Annotated in this window: 13 protein-coding genes; 8 read left to right on the top strand and 5 right to left on the bottom strand. The window is 61.4% G+C overall.

Annotation, left to right across the window (positions count from 1 at the left end; translation table 11 throughout):
- Positions 1-12: 12 nt before the first annotated feature.
- On the bottom strand, positions 13-1218 hold the full coding sequence (csdA, locus tag J0F90_RS19475) for a cysteine desulfurase CsdA (protein WP_033639516.1): 1206 nt from the start codon (positions 1216-1218) through the stop codon (positions 13-15).
- Between the two features lie 196 nt (positions 1219-1414).
- On the opposite strand from csdA, the gene J0F90_RS19470 reads away from it, so the two are divergent.
- From J0F90_RS19470 to rlmM, 4 genes are all read left to right on the top strand, one after another.
- Positions 1415-1639, top strand: coding sequence for a YgdI/YgdR family lipoprotein (locus J0F90_RS19470; RefSeq protein WP_028127531.1), 225 nt, complete (start codon positions 1415-1417; stop codon positions 1637-1639).
- 385 nt (positions 1640-2024) lie between these two features.
- Positions 2025-2942 (top strand): transcriptional regulator GcvA, encoded by a 918-nt coding sequence (locus tag J0F90_RS19465; protein WP_004931894.1) that lies wholly within the window; start codon positions 2025-2027, stop codon positions 2940-2942.
- Between the two features lie 51 nt (positions 2943-2993).
- Entirely contained in the window at positions 2994-3389 is a 396-nt protein-coding gene (locus J0F90_RS19460; protein WP_004931896.1) for a DUF423 domain-containing protein, read from the top strand.
- Entirely contained in the window at positions 3382-4485 is a 1104-nt protein-coding gene (gene rlmM / locus J0F90_RS19455; RefSeq protein WP_004931897.1) for a 23S rRNA (cytidine(2498)-2'-O)-methyltransferase RlmM, read from the top strand. Before J0F90_RS19460 ends, rlmM begins: the two co-directional genes overlap by 8 nt.
- Before the next feature lie 39 nt (positions 4486-4524).
- On the opposite strand, the gene xni is transcribed toward rlmM, so the two are convergent.
- The 3 genes from xni to queF form a co-directional block, all read right to left on the bottom strand.
- On the bottom strand, positions 4525-5283 hold the full coding sequence (gene xni, locus J0F90_RS19450; protein WP_033639517.1) for a flap endonuclease Xni: 759 nt from the start codon (positions 5281-5283) through the stop codon (positions 4525-4527).
- A gap of 54 nt (positions 5284-5337) precedes the next feature.
- Positions 5338-6702, bottom strand: coding sequence for a nucleotide 5'-monophosphate nucleosidase PpnN (gene ppnN / locus J0F90_RS19445; protein ID WP_021505658.1), 1365 nt, complete (start codon positions 6700-6702; stop codon positions 5338-5340).
- Positions 6703-6894: 192 nt separating this feature from the next.
- Positions 6895-7740 (bottom strand): NADPH-dependent 7-cyano-7-deazaguanine reductase QueF, encoded by an 846-nt coding sequence (gene queF / locus J0F90_RS19440; RefSeq protein ID WP_033639518.1) that lies wholly within the window; start codon positions 7738-7740, stop codon positions 6895-6897.
- Between the two features lie 63 nt (positions 7741-7803).
- Here queF and syd point away from each other — a divergent pair, with 63 nt between their 5' ends.
- A complete protein-coding gene (gene syd / locus J0F90_RS19435; RefSeq protein WP_016929899.1) occupies positions 7804-8352 on the top strand; it encodes a SecY-interacting protein in 549 nt (182 codons plus the stop codon).
- Positions 8353-8964: 612 nt separating this feature from the next.
- Here syd and J0F90_RS19430 read toward each other — a convergent pair.
- The gene (locus J0F90_RS19430; protein ID WP_033639519.1) at positions 8965-10203 is read right to left on the bottom strand and encodes an MFS transporter; all 1239 of its coding nucleotides are present in this window, start codon (positions 10201-10203) and stop codon (positions 8965-8967) included.
- Between the two features lie 178 nt (positions 10204-10381).
- Here J0F90_RS19430 and J0F90_RS19425 point away from each other — a divergent pair, with 178 nt between their 5' ends.
- From J0F90_RS19425 to pbpC, 3 genes are all read left to right on the top strand, one after another.
- Positions 10382-10708 carry a YqcC family protein gene (locus tag J0F90_RS19425; protein WP_028127529.1) on the top strand — a complete coding sequence of 109 codons (327 nt, stop codon included), beginning with the start codon at positions 10382-10384 and terminating at the stop codon, positions 10706-10708.
- Positions 10709-10854: 146 nt separating this feature from the next.
- Entirely contained in the window at positions 10855-16830 is a 5976-nt protein-coding gene (locus J0F90_RS19420) for an alpha-2-macroglobulin (RefSeq protein ID WP_033639520.1), read from the top strand.
- Between the two features lie 49 nt (positions 16831-16879).
- Positions 16880-19228 (top strand): penicillin-binding protein 1C, encoded by a 2349-nt coding sequence (pbpC, locus tag J0F90_RS19415; protein ID WP_033639521.1) that lies wholly within the window; start codon positions 16880-16882, stop codon positions 19226-19228.
- The last annotated feature ends 12 nt before the right edge of the window (positions 19229-19240 follow it).

Genomic DNA, 19240 nt, shown 5'->3' with positions numbered 1-19240 from the left:
CCGGGAGTCAAGTCAGTCGGCCAGCAGATCGAGGGCGTGAGTCAACGCGCTGACCAGCGTATCGACGTCCTGTTGCGTATTGTAGGGGGCGAACGACGCGCGCAGCGTGCCGCTGACGCCTAACGCCGTCATCAGCGGTTGCGCGCAGTGCTGGCCGGCGCGCAGCGCAATGCCTTGCTCCGCCAGCAGCGTGACGATGTCGCTGTGGTGTACGCCGGCGATGTCGAACGCCAGCAGGCTGGAGCCGGAGCTGCGGAAGCTGCGAAAGCCCGGCAACTGCGCCAACTGCTGTTCCGCCTGGTCCGCCAGCTCGCGGCTGTAGCGCTCCGCCGCCGCCATGTCCTGTTCGCTGAGCCAGGTGAGCGCGGCGGCCAGCCCCAGCACGCCGGCGATGTTTGGCGTGCCGGCTTCGAAGCAGTGCGGCGGCTTTTGCGGGGTAAAGCCGTCGAACGATGCCTGGGTCAGCATCTTGCCGCCGCCTTGCCACGGGGCCATCTGCGCCAGCAGCTCGGCTTTGCCGTACAGCGCGCCGATGCCGGTCGGGCCATACAGCTTGTGGCCGGAGAAGGCGTAGAAATCGATGTCGAGTCGCTGTACGTCGGCCGGGCCGTGAACCACGCCCTGGGCGCCGTCGATCATCACGCGCGCGCCGGCGGCATGGGCCAGCGCGATAGCCGGCGCCAGATCCGGGCAACCGCCGGTGACGTTGGACATTTGCCCCAGCGCCAACAGGCGGGTTTTGTCGTTGAGCAGGGCGGGCAGCTGCGTCAAATCCGGCAACCGATCGGCGCCGATCGGCAGTTTCACCACCCGCGCGCCGGTTTGTTCCGCCACCATCAGCCAGGGGATCAGGTTGGCGTGGTGTTCCGCTTCGCTCACCAGAATTTCGTCGCCTGGCTGCAGACGCGGGCGCAGGTAGCTCTGCGCCACCAGGTTGATCGCCTCGGTGGTGCCGCGCGTCCAGACGATGTCGTCGGCCGACGGCGCATGGATCAGTTGCGCCACCTGGCCGCGCGCCTGCTCGAAGCGGGCGGTCAGATCCTGCGCCGCCCGATGCTGGCTGCGGTGCACGGTGGCGGCGTCATCGCGATAAAATTGCTGCGTGGCGTCGATCACCGCCTGCGGTTTCAATGCGGTGGCGGCGCTGTCCAGATAGATACCGTCCTGCGCGAGCGCGGGAAACTGTTGGCGAAAAAGGCTGGGATTAAAAGGCGTCATACCCTGATTGTCACTGGCTTGAGTCGATGGGTGATCCTGTCCTATTTTGCCGCCGGAGACAAGCGATCCTGCCTATTAGGACTTATCGCCTGGCAAAACTGAGAAAGTTTGTTATGCTATTAAATGTGCGCTTATTAATCGCATTTATACACACAAAAGGTATTTATCAGCATTTAAAACTACAAAGGAGTCCTCAATGAAGAAAACAGCCGCAGTTCTCTCTGCCCTGATGCTTACGTTCACCCTGGCCGCCTGTTCCAGCAACTACGTGATGCATACCAATGACGGACGCACCATTGTTGCTGACGGCAAGCCTAAAGTGGATAACGATACCGGCATGATCAGCTATAAAGACGCCAACGGCGTCGAGCAACAGATCAACCGCGCCGATGTGAAAGAGATGGTTGAAAGCGACCAATAAGCGTCAGGCAAAAAAAAGCACCGCAAGTTTTGCGGTGCTGCATAAAATCACTATGGACAGACAGGGTAAATGTACAGGAAGTGAAAAAACAGTAGCCTAGCTACCATGTCCGGAATCGCCGGACAATTTGCAAACACAACATCACAACCACAAGCCAAAAGTTCATCGGCGTCCTCGACACCCACTCCCTTTTCGTTCCGGCCCGGGAAGTGCCGCCACTATAGGTATTTGCTGGCGCATCCTCAACGGACAAATTATAATGGCTCGGATAAAAAAAACTAATGGCAATACGCCGTTAGCGTTTACCGATGGCTTGCCACGCAAAGCCGCCCGATTTTCGGCGCCGAATCATTCGGATTAATGTTACACAAAAGTAGCTAATTTAATGTCTAAACGCTTACCTCCCCTCAATGCGCTGCGCGTGTTCGATGCGGCCGCTCGCCACCTGAGTTTCACCAAGGCGGCGGAAGAGCTGTTCGTGACCCAGGCCGCGGTGAGCCACCAGATCAAGTCGCTGGAGGACTTCCTCGGGCTGAAGCTGTTTCGTCGGCGCAACCGCTCGCTGCTGCTGACCGAAGAGGGGCAAAGTTACTACCTCGATATCAAGGAGATCTTCTCTTCGATCAACGAGGCGACGCGCAAGCTGCAGGCGCGCAGCGCCAAGGGGGCATTAACCGTCAGTCTGCCGCCGAGCTTCGCCATTCAGTGGTTGGTGCCGCGCCTTTCCGGCTTTAACTCAGCTTATCCGGGGATCGATGTGCGCATCCAGGCGGTGGACCGCGAAGAAGACAAGCTGGCGGACGACGTCGATGTGGCGATTTTCTACGGCCGCGGCAATTGGCCGGGGCTGCGCGCCGAGCGCCTGTATGCGGAATATCTGCTGCCGGTTTGTTCGCCGAGCCTGCTGACCGGCGATCATCCGCTGAAAACCGCAGACGATCTGGCTTATCATACGTTGCTGCATGACGTTTCACGCCGCGACTGGCTGGCTTATACGCGCCAGCTGGGGTTGCAACACATCAATGTGCAGCAGGGGCCGATCTTCAGCCACAGCGCCATGGTGGTGCAGGCGGCGGTGCACGGCCAGGGCGTGGCGCTAGTGAATAACGTGATGGCGCAAACCGAGATCGAAGCCGGTCGCCTGGTATGCCCGTTCAACGATGTGCTGGTCAGTAAAAACGCTTTTTATCTGGTATGTCATGACAGCCAGGCAGAACTGGGTAAAATAGCCGCCTTCCGGCAGTGGATCCTGGCGCGCGCCGCCAGCGAACAAGAGAAGTTCCGCTTCCGCTACGAACAATAAGGCCGGCCGCCGCCTTGCCGCGGCCGGTGATTTTTAATGGGATAGATCACGATGAGCAGCCGTTCCATGCTGGTTTTCGCCGCTATCAGCGGCTTTGTGTTTGTCGCGTTGGGCGCATTCGGCGCGCATGTGTTAAGCGGCACGCTAGGCGCCAACGAAATGGCCTGGATCCGCACCGGGCTGGAATATCAGGGGTTCCACACCCTGGCCATCCTGGCGCTGGCGGTCGCGATGCAGCGCCGCGTGAGCCTGTGGTTTTACTGGAGCGGAGCGCTGTTGGCGTTCGGCACCGTGTTGTTCAGCGGCAGCCTCTATTGCCTGGCGCTGTCGCACCTGAAGGTCTGGGTATATATCACGCCGGTTGGCGGCGTGTGCTTCTTGATCGGCTGGATATTGATGTTGATTGGCGCTTTGCGTCTGAGGAAAAAGGCCGAGCGCCATGAATAAGATTGCGTTGTATTGCCGCCCCGGCTTCGAAAAAGAGTGTGCGGCGGAAATCACCGATAAAGCCGCCCAGCTGGAGATTTACGGCTTTGCGCGGGTAAAAGAGCACAGCGGTTACGTGCTGTTCGAATGCTACCAGCCGGACGATGCCGATCGCCTGGCGCGGGAGATTCCGTTCCGCGAACTGATTTTCGCCCGCCAGATGATCGTGGTGGGTGAGCTGCTGCGCGATCTGCCGCCGGAAGATCGGGTATCGCCGATCGTCGGCATGCTGATCGGCGTAGTCGATCGCGGCGGCGAACTGCGGGTGGAAGTGCCGGACACCAACGAAAGCAAAGAGCTGATGAAGTTCTGCCGCAAGCTCACGGTGCCGCTGCGCGCCGCGATGCGCGAGCAGAAGGTGCTGATGGCGCGCGAGAACCCGACTCGCCCGGTGGTGCATGTGTTTTTCATCGCGCCGGGCTGCTGCTATGTCGGTTACTCCTACAGCAACAACAACTCACCGTTCTACATGGGCATTCCGCGTCTGCGCTTCCCGGCCGATGCGCCGAGCCGCTCGACGCTGAAGCTGGAAGAAGCGTTCCACGTGTTCATCCCCGCCGACGAGTGGGACGAGCGCCTGGCCAGCGGCATGCACGCGGTCGATCTGGGCGCTTGCCCGGGCGGCTGGACCTATCAGTTGGTGAAACGCAGCATGATGGTGCATTCGGTGGATAACGGCCCGATGGCGCCAAGCCTGATGGAAACCGGCCAGGTGACGCACCACCGCGCCGACGGCTTCAAGTTCGAGCCGAACAGCAGCAAGATCTATTGGCTGGTGTGCGACATGGTGGAGAAACCGGCGAAGGTGACCAGCCTGATGATTCAGTGGCTGGTGAAAGGCTGGTGCCGTGAAGCGATCTTTAACCTCAAGCTGCCGATGAAAAAGCGCTACGAGGAAGTGTCGCAAAACCTGATGAGCATCCGCGAAGCGCTGGGCGCCGCCGGCATCAGCGCTGAAGTGCACGCCAAGCAGCTGTATCACGATCGCGAAGAGATCACCGTACACGTGCGCCGCATGTGGTCGGCGGTGCCGGGCCGCCGCGATGAGCGCGATTAACCGCGTGAAGCCTTAATGAGGGCGCTGCTTGCAGCGCCCTTATTGTATCGGCAGGCGCAGCTGCTGCAGGTTGCCGTCCAGCGACAGATCGGTGCGCAGCGTGGCGACCCGTTTGCTGATGTAGGCCAGCTCGCGGTGCTGCTCCAGCTTACCGCGCCATTTCTCCGGCACTTGCTCCAGGTGCTGATAAAGCCCGTCCAGATTACCCGATTGCTGCAGCAGCAGCACGGCGGTCTTCGGCCCGATGCCGGCCACGCCGGGGATCTTGCTGCTGCCGATCCCCGCCAACCCCCAGTAGTCCGGCAACTGCTGCGGCTGCACGCCAAACTCCTGTTGCACGAAAGGCATATCCAGCCAACGTTTCTGGAAGTAATCGCGAATTTGTACGTTCGGCGCCAGCAGTTGGCAATAGCCTTTGTCGGTGGAGACGATGGTCACCTGGTGGCCGCCGCCGGCGACCTTCGCCGCCAGCGTGGCCGCCAGATCGTCCGCTTCGTTGCCGGGCGAATGCCAGCTGGCGACGCCCAGTTCGGCAAAGGCTTCGCGCAGCTGCGGCATCTCCTGCTGCAGGTTTTCCGGCATCGGCGAGCGCCCGGCCTTGTAGTCCGGCAGAATTTGGTGGCGCCAGCTGTCGCTGCGATCGTCCTCGTCGAATACCGCCACCGCGTGAGTTGGGCGGCTGTGCTGGAGCAACTGCTGCAGCGCGTGGCGGCAGGCGTTGACGCAAGGGGAGCCCTGCACGGCGTGAATGCGGCGGATGAGGTTCAGGGCGTCGACAATCAGTAGGTGTATCATCATGGGCGGTTAGGTCAGAAAAAACAGGGCGGCCGTTACGCCGCCCGGGATTGAGGGTCAGGCGACGATTTCGTAGCAGGGCACATAGGCGCTGCCCGGCAGCTTCATGCGGTGCTGGGCAACAAAGCCCTGCAGCAGGCTGTCCATCTGCTTCATCATTTGCGGTTCGCCGTGCAGCTTGTACGGGCCGAACTGCTCAATGGCGTGGATGCCGTTTTCCTTCACGTTACCGGCCACGATGCCGGAGAAAGCGCGGCGCAGCGCGGCGGCCAATTGCTCCGGCGGCTGGTTCGGATAAAGATTGAGGTTCGCCATGTTCTCATGGGTCGGCTCGAACGGCAGCTGCAGATCCGGCGCGATGCGGATCGACCAGTTAAAGCTGTAGGCGTCGCCGGTGTTGCGGCGGTTTTCCTTCACCAGCGGCATGGCTTTTTTCATCTGCCGCGCCACTTCCGCCGGATCGTCGATGATGATGGTGTAATGGCGGCGCGCTTCGTCGCCCAGCGTGTTCATGATGAACTCGTCCAGCACGCGGAAGTAGTCGGCGCTCTCTTTTGGCCCGGTCAGGATCAGCGGCAGCACCTGTTCACTGTTCTCCGGGTTCATCAGGATACCCAACAGGTACAGCAGCTCTTCGGCGGTGCCGACGCCGCCCGGGAAGATAATGATGCCATGCGCGATGCGCACGAAGGCTTCCAGGCGTTTTTCGATGTCCGGCATGATCACCAGCTCGTTCACCAGCGGGTTAGGCGGCTCGGCGGCGATGATCGAAGGCTCGGTCATGCCGATGAAGCGGCTGTTGCGGTAACGCTGCTGCGCGTGACCGACCGCCGCGCCTTTCATCGGCGCTTCCATCGCGCCCGGCCCGCAGCCGGTGCAGATGTTCAGCTCGCGCAGGCCCAGCTGGCTGCCGACCTTGCGCGCGTACAGATATTCGTTCTCGTTGATCGAGTGGCCGCCCCAGCACACCACCATGTTGGGATCTTCATCCAGATGCAGCGTGCGTGCATTGCGCAGGATGGAAAATACCAGGTTGGTGATGTGGGCCGAGTTTTCCAGATTCAGGTGCTGGAAACGGCCGGCGCTGGCGATTTGGCCGTGCACGAACAGGATGTCGCGCAGCACGGCGAACAGGTTGGCCTGCAGCGAACGGATGATGCGGCCGTCGACGAACGCCTCTTCCGGCGGGTTGACCAGCTCCAGCTTCACCCCGCGCTCGCGGCGCAGCACGTTGATGTCGAAGGTTTCATAGCGCGACAGCAGCTGTTTGCTGTTGTCGGTTTGGCTGCCGGAGTTCAACACGGCCAGCGAACAGTTGCGGAACAGGCGGTACAGGTCGCTGCTGGCGGTGCGCTTCAGCATGTCTACTTCCAGCTGCGACAATAAATCCATAGAGCCAAGCGGGCTGATGTGTGTAATCAAGGTAACTCCTTTGCACCCGGTGCGGGGCGGTAGTAATCCATACGCAGCAAAACAGCATCTCGTTATGGTTGGCGTGCTGCGGCGCAGCGGGCGCTCTGCCCGGCCGCAGCCTCGTTTTAACCTTACCGCCGTCCCTGGGCTTTTACCAACATAAACCGCTCGTTAGCTCAGTTGTTGAGCAATGTTTCGCACTTATTGGCGCGCCAGGCGGCCGTGCGCGGGAGCGAATGCGACGTTGCTGCGCCACGGGTTGATATCCAGACCGCCGCGGCGGGTGTAGCGGGCGTAAACCGTCAGGCTTTGCGGCCGGCAGTAGCGCATCAGATCGTTGAAGATGCGCTCGACGCACTGCTCGTGGAATTCGTTGTGGTGGCGGAAGGAAACCAGATAGCGCAGCAGCGCTTCGCGATCGATCTTGCCGCCGCGATAGCTTATCTGCACCGAGCCCCAATCCGGCTGATGGGTGATCAGGCAGTTGGACTTCAGCAGGTGGCTGACCAATTGCTCTTCCACCACCTCTTCACCGGCGGCGTTCAGCAGGTAGTCGGCGCTGAACTCATAATTGTCGATGCGGATATCCTGCTGGTCGATGCAGTCGCCGGCCAGACGGGCGATCGGCGTGTCTTCCAGCTGCTCGACGCTGAACAGGGTGACGCTGACCTCGCCCTGGGCGCAGGCGGACAGATCGCGCTGCAGGGTGCTGCGCACCGTTTCCCAGTCGGCGAACGGCGTTTGATTGAAGCTGTTGAGATACAGCTTGAAGCTTTTCGATTCGATCAGGTTCAGGCTGTCGGCGTTGAGACTGATCTCGCCGACCGCTACCTGCGGCAGCCCGTTGGCGTTCAGCCAGGAGAGTTCGTACAGCGTCCAGATGTCCGCGCCGTGGAAGGGCAGGTTGTCGGGATACAGCCCCAGCGGCTCGCGGTTCATGCTGCGCGGCACCGCCTGCAGCAACGTGGCGTCGTAGCGATCGCGGTAAGCGGTGGGTTTGCCCAGCGTCAGCCCTGACAGGGCCTGGTGGTCTTGATAGGAGGACATCTGCTGTCACCTCGGTCAGAGATAGGTACAATGGCCGTCAGTTTAACGTATGCGAGAAAGAATATGGACCATGATGTATCGCACGCTCTGCGTGAATTCACTCAACGCTATGTCGAGTTGTGGCAGCAAGCGCGCGGCCACGCGCCGGCCAGCCAGGCGCTGTACGGCGTGCCGTCGCCCTGCATCGTGGAGAATCGCGAGGATGACGTGCTGTGGTTGCCGCAGCCTTTTGAACCTGCGGCGACGCTGGAGAAGGTAGAAGCCGCGCTGGAGTTGCGTTTGCAGCCGGATGCGCACCGTTTCTACACGCAGCAATACGCGGGTGACATGAGCGCGCAATTTGGGGAGCATCGCCTGAGCCTGCTGCAGGTCTGGAGCGAGGAGGATTTTATCCGCCTGCAGGAGAACCTGATCGGTCATCTGGTGACGCAAAAACGTCTCAAGCTGTCGCCAACGCTGTTCCTGGCGACCACCGAATCCGAGATGACGATGGTGTCGCTGTGCAACGTCAGCGGCAACGTGGTGCTGGAACAATTCGGCAGCGATAAGCGCACCTTGTTGGCGGCGACGCTGGGGAATTTCCTCGATGCGTTGCGCCCGGTGCTGGACTGAAGCGCGGCGGATTCGCCGTCGCCCGTGTGAGAGATCTCTCACACGGGCTGTGAGATATCGCTCTTAATTTTTCCCACCTTTTTCCAGACTATGAGATTATTGTTATCCAGATCAATTGGTTAGAATTTCTTTAGGATAACTCTTAGGCTTAATTTAGTGTGAGACGCCTCCCAAACCCTTGTGATTCCGGGGAATTTAAGCGATCTTATCGTTACCGGAACGGAACCGGCGGAGCAGGAAAGCATCAGGATGATGCAGCTTCAGGACGAAGAAAGGGATGCGCTCAGGCAAGAGCGAAGGATGGCGTCAGGAGATGCCCAGGATGTTTCAGGATAGAAACCAGGGACACCTCCAGGACGGAGATTGAGAGCCGACACAGGACTGTCGGCGGGTCAGGAAGGCTGAGGAACCGCGTCAGGACGATGCTGCAGGATGATGCAAGGATCACTTGGTCAGGATGGCCGCAGGAAAAGTTTTCAAGGATTGAGCAGGGAGCACACTGTGTAGCGGGATGGCTATAAAACGAACCGGGGGCACTGTTAACGCAGTGCCCCCAACTTTTTGTTCTCTCCCGCCGTGCGTGCTCCTCTGCTGCTTAATCCATCGTCAGCGTTAACCAATGGCGCCCAGCGTATCGCCTGCGCCCTGTTTTTTCGGCAGCAGGAACAGCGTGGCGTAGATATCCAGCAGGTAAATCGCCGCCAGCAGGCTGATCGCGGCGGTAAACGACACCTGCGTCACCAGCGCACCGATCACCAATGGCCCCAGGCCGCCGACGCCGCGCCCCAGATTGAACAGGATGTTTTGCGCGGTGGCGCGCGCCTGCACCGGGTAGGTATCGGAAATCAATGCGCCGTAGCCGCCGATCATGCCGTTAACAAACATGCCCATCACGGCGCCGGCGAACAGCATCAGCATCGGATCGCTCAACTGGGCGTAGCCAATCACCATCACCACCGCGCCTATCTGATACAACACGAAAATCTTCCAGCGGGCGAAGCGATCGGCCAGCATGCCAAACAGCCAGATGCCGAACGTCATGCCGACCACCGTCACCGCCGTCCACAGGCCGGACTTGGTGAGCGAGAAGCCGAAGTTTTTCGCCAGGTAAGTCGGCATCCAGATCATCAGCCCGTAGTAACCGAAGTTCTGCACCGAACAGAGAATGAAGATGCCGATGCTGGCCTTGCCGGTGGCGCGATCCTTAAACAGCAGGCGCAAACGCTGGAGGAAGGAGAGCGGCTGTCCGGCGTCTTTCTGCCGCACGAATTCCTCCGGTTCGCCCAGCGTGCGGCGGATCAGGAATGACGCCAGCGCCGGCAGCAGGCCGACCAGGAACATGCCGCGCCAGCCGATGTGTTCCAGCAGCAGCGGCGTCAGGAAAGCGGCCGCCAGCACCCCCAACTGCCAGCCCATGCCGACATAAGCCGAAGCGCGGTTGCGCTTCTCCGCCGGCCAGGCTTCGGCGATCAGCGCCATGCCGATGCCGAACTCGCCACCCAACCCGATGCCCGCCAGGGTGCGATAGGCCAGCAGATCCCAATAGCCTTGCGCCACGGCGCACAGGCCGGTGAACAGGGAAAACATCAGAATGGTGATGGTCAGCACCCGGATACGGCCGAAACGATCGCTGAGGTGGCCGAAGATCACGCCGCCCAGCACTGCGCCGATCAGCGTCCAGGTGACCAGCGAACCGGCGGCCGATGAGGTTAATCCCAATTCGATGCTGATGGCCGGCAGCATAAAACCGAGGATCAGCAGGTCAAACCCGTCCATGGCATAACCGGTGACCGAGGCCAACATGGCCTTACCGGGCGTCGCGTGGTTTTTTTTCTCTGTTATTACGGACATGAATCTTTATCTGTGTGGTGAATTCGGTGGCCCTATTGTGCCGCGCGATGGTGAACGTCACCAGATAAAAACGGTGAGCTGTCTCAGGCGCGCCGAATTTGGGCTATAAAAATGCTATGCTTTGCCGCCTTTCAGCCAGAGCGCTGAATACCATGATGAAAAGAGATCGGGAATGCAGATGAGTATACATAACCAGGTGCGCCGCAGTTTGCAGGCGATTGAACAATCCATGCGCGATCTGGCGCTGTGGCAGGCCGCGCCGCCTGAGCATGAGGCTTTCTCCAGCACCGAGCCGTTCTGCATCGACAGCATGTCGGCCGAAGCCTGGCTGCAGTGGGTGTTCTTGCCGCGCATGTATGCGTTGTTGGACGCCGAAGCGCCGTTGCCGACGCGCTTCGCCATCACGCCTTATTTCGAAGAGGCGTTGAAAGATCGTGAACCGAGCAGTCTGCCGCTGCTGGTGCTGCTGCAACAGCTGGATTTGATGTTGAATAAAGAGCCGTAATGCGCCGGCGGCGCGCAGATTTTTGCCGCCCGGCAGTGTAGAGTACTCGCGCGGATGCCGGGCAGGAGAGCCGACGGCGTCTTTCGGCTCGGTTTAACCGCAGCGGTTGACCGGGGGCTGCATTAGGATGATGAGGTGCTGCAATAATGGATTTATTAAGGTTTATCCTGCGTTTGCCTTTTACCCTGGTTAAGGGCGTTTGTCGCCTGCTGGGCGGGGCGTTGTCGCTGTTGGGGCGGTTGCTGAGACCGCTGGTCGGCAACCTCAGCTGGCGCGCGCCGGCCTGGTGGGCTGCGCTGCCGCGCGGTTTTTTGCGGCTGGAAAGCGGCGTGGATAAACACCCGAAAGCGATCGGTCTGGGCCTGCTGCTGTTGGCAGGCGCTGCGGGCGGCGCATTTTACGGTTGGCACTGGTGGCAAAACCGGCCCCAACCGATTGAACCGGCGCCGATGGTGGTTCAGGAGATCAACGCCGAGGTGGCCAACCCCGAGCCGATAGACTACACCGCCGCCCGGCAGGCGCCGCAAACGGTGAGCCTGACCTTCAGCGGCTCGGCTGCGCCGATAACCGCGGCGGGCAAAACCGTGAGCGCCGGCATCACCCTCAAACCGACGGCGGAAGGGCAGTGGGCGTGGAGTAATGAATCAACGCTGGTGTTCACGCCGAAAAAACCGCTGCCGATGGGCGCGAAATATGATGTGACCCTTGAGCCCGCCACCTTGCTGGCGCCGCAGGTCAAGCTCGCCAAAACCCGCTATGCCTTCACCGTGCCCGCGTTCGATTACCGTCTGGGGCAGGCCGAGTACTACCGCGATCCGCAGAATGCGCAGAAACGCAGCGCGATTTTCAATCTGCAGTTCAACGCGCCGGTCGATGTCGCCAGCTTTGAAAAACAGATTTCGCTGGGATTGAAGGAAGGCAGCACGTCCTCCGAGAAAAAGCTGAATTTCTCTCTGGTCTATGACGAGAAAAAACTGAACGCCTGGGTGCATTCCGAGCCGCTGCAGGCGCTGGATCAGGGCGGCGCGGTACATCTGACCGTCGGCAAGGGCGTTAAATCAACGGCGGCCGGCAACGCGGTCGAAGAGGCGAAAAGCAACTGGGTCAAGGTACCGACGCTGTACAGCCTGGCGCTGAGCGACGCCAGCGCTCAGGTGGTGGACACCGACGCCGGCCAAGGGCAGCGTGCGCTGGTGGTCGGTTTCAGCGATGCGGTGAAGGATAAAGAGCTGGCGCGGGCCGCGAAAGCCTGGCTGCTGCCGCAGCACGATCCGAGCGATGCCGAGGCTGCCAACGATGCTGAAGATTTCTATCAATGGACGGTCGACAGCGTCGGCAAAAACGTGCTGGCGCAGGCGACGGCACTGCCGTTGGCGCTTAACGAGGCGGAAGAGGCCTACCAACCGCAGTTCAGCTTCCGTTTCGACGCCCCGGCGCACCGCTTTGTGCTGCTCGAGATCGATAACCAGCTGGTTTCCGCCGGCGGTTACAAAATGCCGAAGAAGGTTTACCGCGTGGTCGAAGTGCCGGAGTTCCCGAAATCGCTGCAGTTCATGTCGCAGGGCTCGCTGCTGTCGGTCAACGGCGACAAGCAGATCAGCGTGGCGGCACGCAACGTGGCGGGCCTGCGGCTGGACATCAAGCGGGTGATCCCGAGCCAGCTGCAGCACATCGTCTCCTTCAAAAGCCGGGAATACTCGTCCACGGAATTCAACCGGCTCAACGACGAATATTTCACCGAGCATTTCAAATACCAGACGGCGCTCAACAACGAGCGGCCGGGGGAAGTGAACTATCAGGGCATCGATCTCTCCCGCTATCTCTCCACCAACGCCAGTTCCCATCGCGGGGTGTTCCTGCTGACGCTGTCTGAATGGCAGCCGAACCGAAAACCGGCGGCGGAAGAGGCGGGCGCCGAGCAGGATCAGGAACAGGATGAGAGCGAAGGGGAAGAGCAGCCCGACGTCGGCGATTCGCGCTTTGTGGTGGTGACCGATCTGGGTATCGTCGCCAAGAGCTCGCAGGACAAGACGCGCGACGTCTTTGTGCAGTCGATTCAAAGCGGCGCGCCGGTCAGCGGCGCCACCGTGTCGGTGGTGGCCAAAAACGGCGTGACGCTGCTCAGCCAAACCACCGGCGCCGATGGCCACGTGCGTTTCCCGGCGCTGGATGTGTACACCAACGAGCGCCAGCCGGTGATGTTCCTGGTGGAAAAAGAGGGGGATGTCTCCTTCCTGCCGACCGGCAGCTATAACGATCGCGGGCTGGACTTCTCGCGCTTCGACGTCGCCGGTGAACAAACGCCGACCGATCCGCGCACGCTCAGCAGCTACCTGTTCTCCGATCGCGGCGTTTATCGGCCGGGGGATACTTTCAATATTGGCCTGATCACCCGCGCCGCCGACTGGGGCGTTGGTCTGGCCGGCGTGCCGGTGCGCGCCGAAATCCGCGATCCGCGCGACAAGCTGATGTCCACCGTGCCGCTGACGCTGGGCGCCAGCGGTTTCAACGAGCTGAGCTATACCACCGATGAAAACTCACCGACCGGCGAGTGGAACGTCTATCTGTATCTGATCGGCAAAAACAACGACACCTCCACGCTGCTCGGCCATACCGCAGTCAATGTGAAGGAGTTCGAACCGGATCAGCTGAAAGTGAAACTGGCGTTGACGCCGGACCGCCAGCAAGGCTGGGTAAAACCGTCTGAGCTGAAGGCCAGCATCGATGTGCAGAACCTGTTCGGCACCCCGGCGCAGGATCGCCGCGTGACCACCAGGCTGACGCTGCGGCCGATGTATCCGAGCTTCGATCGTTTCCCGGATTATGCGTTCTATGAAAACCGACAAAACAGCGACGGGTTCGAGACCGAGCTGGAAGATCGCACCACCGATGAGCACGGCGCGGCCGATATTCCGCTCGATCTGAAATCCTACGCCGACGCCACCTATCAGCTGCAATTGCTGTCGGAGGCGTTCGTCGCCGGCGGCGGGCGCTCGGTGGCGGCTACCGCCCGCACGCTGGTTTCCCCTTACGATTACCTGATCGGCGTGAAGGCGGACGGCGATCTGGGCTACATCAACCGCGACGCGGAGCGGCATCTGAACGTGATCGCCATCGATCCGGCCCTGAAACAGATCGCCATGCCGAACCTGAAGCAGGTGTTGATCGAGCAGAAATACATTTCGGTGCTGACCAAACAGGATTCGGGCGTTTACAAATACCAGTCGAAGATGAAGGAAGTGCAGTTGTCGGAACAGCCGCTGGCGCTGGGCGAGCAGGGCGCGGATCTGCGGCTGGCGACCGATAAGCCGGGCGACTTCGTGCTGGTGATTGAAGATGCGCAGGGCAAGACGCTCAACCGCGTCGCCTACAGCGTGGCCGGCAACGCCAACCTGAGCCGTTCGCTGGATCGCAACGCCGAACTGAAGCTGAAACTCAACCAGGCGGAATACCAGCCCGGTGAGGAGATCGAGGTGGCGATCAACGCGCCTTATACCGGCAGTGGCTTGATCACCATTGAAAAGGACAAGGTTTACGCCTGGCAGTGGTTCCACACCGACACCACCAGCTCGGTGCAGACGATCCGCGTGCCGGCCGGCATGGAGGGCAACGGCTACATCAACGTGCAGTTCGTGCGCGACATCAACTCCAGCGAAATCTTCATGAGCCCGCTGAGCTACGGCGTGATGCCGTTCAAGATCAGCACCAAGGCGCGCCAAAACAGCCTCGAGGTGACGGCGCCGGAGGTCATCAAGCCGGGTGAAAACCTGACGATGACGGTCAAGACCTATGCGCCGCAGCAGGTGGCGCTGTTCGCCGTCGATGAGGGCATTCTGCAGGTGGCGCGTTACCGTCTGAAGGATCCGCTGGAGTTCTTCTTCAGCAAGCGCGAACTGAACGTGAGCAGCTCGCAGATCCTCGATCTGATCCTGCCGGAGTTCAGCAAGCTGATGGCGCTGACCGCGGCGCCGGGCGGCGATGCGGGCGAAGGGCTGGATCTCAACCTCAACCCGTTCAAGCGCAAGCGCGATAAGCCGGTGGCCTATTGGTCCGGCATTACCGAGGTCAGCGGCGAGAAACAGTTCGTCTATCCGGTGCCGGATTACTTCAACGGCAAGATCCGCGTCATGGCGATTTCGGTGACGCCGGAGAAAATCGGCAAGGCGCAAACCGCCGCCACGGTACGCGACAGCTTCATCATGACGCCGAACGTGCCGGCGATGGTGGCGCCGGGCGACGAGTTCGACGTCAGCGTGGGCGTCAGCAACAACCTCGAAGGGCTGAACGGCCAGTCGGTGGCCATTAACGTCCTGTTGACGCCGCCGCCGCAGTTGGAGGTGGTGGGCAACGCGACGCAAAGCCTGAGGCTGGCGGAAAAACGCGAAGGCGTGATCACCTTCCGTCTGCGCGCCAAAGCCGTGCTGGGCGATGCGCCGCTGGTGTTCGACGCCCGTTACGGCGACCAGGCCAGCCGCCGCACCGTCAGCACCTCGGTGCGGCCGGCGGCGCCGTACCGCACCCAGTCGGTGATGGGGCGCATGAGCGGCGGCAGCCAGAACGTCGATGGCCTGCGCCAGATGTTCGACGCTTTCGCGCAGCGCCGGGCGGCGGTGTCGAATTCGCCGCTGGTGCTGACCAGCGGGCTGGCGCAATACCTGGCGGATTACCCGTATTACTGTTCCGAGCAGATCGTCAGCCGCTCCATTCCGCTGATGCTGCAGAGCCGTCATCCGGAGATGAAAAGCAGCCTGAGCCAGGCGGAAGTCAGCAAGCAGCTGCGCAATCTGCTGGGCGTGCTGCGCGCCCGTCAGAACGACAGCGGGGCGATCGGCGCCTGGCGTTCGTCGCCGGATGCCGATCCTTTCGTCACGCCTTATGTGGTGCAATATCTGCTCGAGGCCAAAGCGGCGGGCTACGCCCTGCCGGAAGGCATGCTGGATGAAGCCAACGGCGCGTTGCGCGAGCTGGCGGCCAGCGGTTTCGACGATCTGTATCTGCTGCGCCTGCGCAGCTGGGCGGTTTACCTGCTGACGCTGCAGGGCGAAGTGACCACCAACTCGCTGGCGGCGGTGCAGGATACGCTGCAAAAACGCTATGGCGAGGAGTGGAAAACCGATCTGAGCGCGCTGTATCTGGCCTCTTCCTATCGCCTGTTGAAGATGGACGACGAAGCCGCCGCGCTGCTGCAACCGAGCTGGCAGCAACTGAGCAAGGCGTATGACAGCGCCTGGTGGACGCAGAACTATTTCGATCCGCTGGTGCAGGATGCGACGCGGCTGTATCTGATTACCCGCCACTTCCCGGAGAAGGTGGCGTCGATCCCGCCACAGGTGCTGGAGAATATGGTCAAGGCGCTGAAAGAAGAGCGCTACACCACCTACTCTTCCGCGATGAGCATTCTGGCGTTGGAAAGCTACTCGGCCCAGGTGGCGGCGCAGTCCGCCAATGCGGATGCATTGGGCATCGCGCAGGTGGGCAAAGCCGGCGGCGAGCCGCAGCGCATCAGCGAGCTGCAAGGGCTGTTCGTTCAGGGGCAATTTAACGCTGACGCCACTGCGGTGCGCTTCACCAACGGCGGCAGCGCGCCGGCCTGGTATGTGGTGACGCAGGCCGGTTACGATCTGAATGCGCCGCAAAAAGCGCTGTCGCGCGGGATTGAGATCGTCCGCGATTACACCGACGAACAGGGCAAGCCGGTGACGCAGGTGACGTTGGGGCAGAAGATCAATGTCCATCTGAAGGTGCGCGCCAACTCGAAAGAGGGGCAGAGCAACCTGGCGATCGTCGATCTGCTGCCGGGCGGGTTCGAAGTGGTGCAGCAGACGCCGCCGGAGCCGGCCGACGCCGGCGAGGAGAGCGACGATCGCGGCGGCTGGCAGTCGCCGCTGGCCGCCTCCGGCTCCACCTGGGCGCCGGACTACAGCGATATCCGCGAAGATCGGGTGATTATCTACGGCAGCGCCGGCACCGAGGTGCAGGAGTTTGTTTATCAGATCAAGGCCACCAATACCGGCAGCTTTATTGTTCCACCGGCCTACGGCGAAGCCATGTATGACCGTGAAGTGCAGGCCATGTCGGCCGGCGGCGGCAAGCTGGTGGTGGTGCCGGCGGGCAACGACTAGGCCATATCCGGTGCCAGGCCAGCGTCTGGCGCCGGAATGCTGAGAACGTATGAAGATCCTGACCGGGCGCGTGCTGCAAAACGGCTTGATGGCGGCGTTTTTACTGGCGCTGCTGTTGGCCGCGATTCGGCTGTGGCCGCATCCGCCCCTGTGGCAGGGGCTGCCGCAGTCTTCCGTTTATTACGACAGGCACGGCGCGCTGTTGCGCATCACGCTGGCCAACGACGATCGCTACCGATTGTGGACCCCGCTGGAACAGGTGTCGCCGCTGGCGGTGCGCGGGTTGCTGCTGCACGAAGATCGTTGGTTCTACTACAACCCCGGATTTAACCCCGTCAGCCTGATGCGCGGCTTCTGGCGCAGCTATGTCGCCGGCGGCAAAATGCAGGGCGGATCGACCATCAGCATGCAGCTGGCGCGGATGCGCTGGCATCTCAATACCCGCTCGCCAGGCGGCAAGCTGCTGCAGGTGCTGCGTGCGGTGCAGCTGGAATTGAGCTACTCCAAGCGCGATATCCTGGAAGCCTACCTGAATTACGCGCCCTACGGCCGCAATATCGAAAGCATCGGCGCCGCCAGCCTGATCTATTTCGCCAAGTCGCCGAAGGCGTTGACCCTGCCGGAGGCGCTGACGCTGGCGGTGTTGCCGCAGTCGCCCAGCTACCGTCTGGAGCCGAAAACCGGCGTGCTCGGCGCGGCGTTGACGCAGGCGCGCAATCGTCTGTTCCAGCGTTGGCAGCAGGTTTACCCGACCGACGCCAGCCAGCAAACGCTGTTCCGCCTGCCGCTGGCGCTGCGGCAACCTGAGCAAGTACCCTATATTGCGCCGCACTTTATCGAACAGCTGCGCCTGCAGACGCAGCAACTGGTGCAGCGCGACACTCGCGTCGACACGACGCTGGACGCCGGGTTGCAGCGGCTGGTCGAGCGGCAGGTTAACGCCTTTATCGCCCGCAACCGCAGCCGCGGCATTCAAAACGCCGCGGTGCTGCTGGTGGACAGCCGCGATATGGGGGTGCGCGCGCTGGTGGGATCGGCGGACTATTACAGCCGTCCGATTCAGGGGCAGGTGAACGGCACCAACGCCAAGCGTTCGCCGGGATCGACGCTGAAGCCGTTCATCTACGCGCTGGGCATGGAGCAGGGCGTGCTGCATCCGATGACCATCCTGAAAGACGTGCCTTCGTCGTTCGGCGCCTATGCGCCGGAAAATTTCGACCGGCGCTTCCTCGGCCCGGTGACCGCCACCGACGCGCTAAATTTCAGCCGCAATATTCCGGCGGTATATGTTGCCTCGCAGCTGCGTCAGCCGACTTTTTATCAGTTCTTACGCCTGACCGGCGTCGCCAATATGGCCAATGAGAGCCACTACGGGCTGTCGCTGGTATTGGGCGGCGGCGAGGTAACGGCGCAGGAATTGGCGAAGCTGTATGCGCTGCTGGCGAATCGCGGTGAGCTGCGGCCGCTTCGCATGCAGTTGAACCAGGCCGAATCGACGCCGGTGCGGCTGCTGAGCGAGGAGGCCAGTTTCATCACGCTGGATATGCTGCGCCAGCACCGGCGGCCGGGCGATACGCTGGCGCAGCGTTCTTCGTCGCTGCCGGTGTACTGGAAGACCGGCACCTCCTGGGGCTTTCGCGACGCCTGGAGCGTCGGGATTTTCGGTCCTTACGTGCTGGTGGTGTGGGAAGGCAATTTCGACGGGCGCGGCAACAATGCGTTGGTCGGCGCCGAGGCGGCCGCGCCGCTGTTTTTCAATATCATCGACAGCGTCAACGCCAGCTATCCCGCCCTGCGGGAGCCGAAACATCCGTTCCCCCAACGGCTGCGGCGGGTAGACATTTGTCTCGCCAGCGGCGATCTGCCGACGCCGTGGTGCCAGCAAAAGGGCAAGACCTGGTTCATTCCCGGCAAGTCGCCGATCAAGGTGGACAGCGTCTACCGGCCGGTGGTGCTGGATATTCACAGCGGCGAGGTCGTTTGCCCGCCGTATGACGCGGCGCAGACTCGCACCGAAATTTTTGAATTCTGGCCTTCCGATTTGGCCAACGTGTTCGCCCAGGCCGGGCTGCCGAAGCGGGCGCCGCCGGTCAATCGCTGCAAGGACAACGGCATCGCCGTCGGCGGCAACGCGCCGCGCATCACCTCGCCGTTAAAAAACACCACTTATACCCTGCGCCAGTCGCAGCAGGGGCGGGACAACATCGCCTTCAATGCGGTGACGGACGCCGACAGCAAGACGGTGTACTGGTTCGTCGACGATATCTATCTCGGCAGCAGCGCCAGTAAAAAACCGATCGACTGGCGGCCGATCAACAATGGGCGCTACCGCATTCGGGCGGTGGACGATCGCGGCCGCGCCGATACGCGCCTGGTGACCATCGAATGGGTGAACTAGCGTTGCGTCTCA

It is taken from the genome of Serratia marcescens subsp. marcescens ATCC 13880 (genome assembly GCF_017299535.1).
GTDB classification, from domain to species: domain Bacteria; phylum Pseudomonadota; class Gammaproteobacteria; order Enterobacterales; family Enterobacteriaceae; genus Serratia; species Serratia marcescens.
Note: the sequence above shows the minus strand (reverse complement) of the source record. Positions and strands in the feature narration are given on the sequence as shown.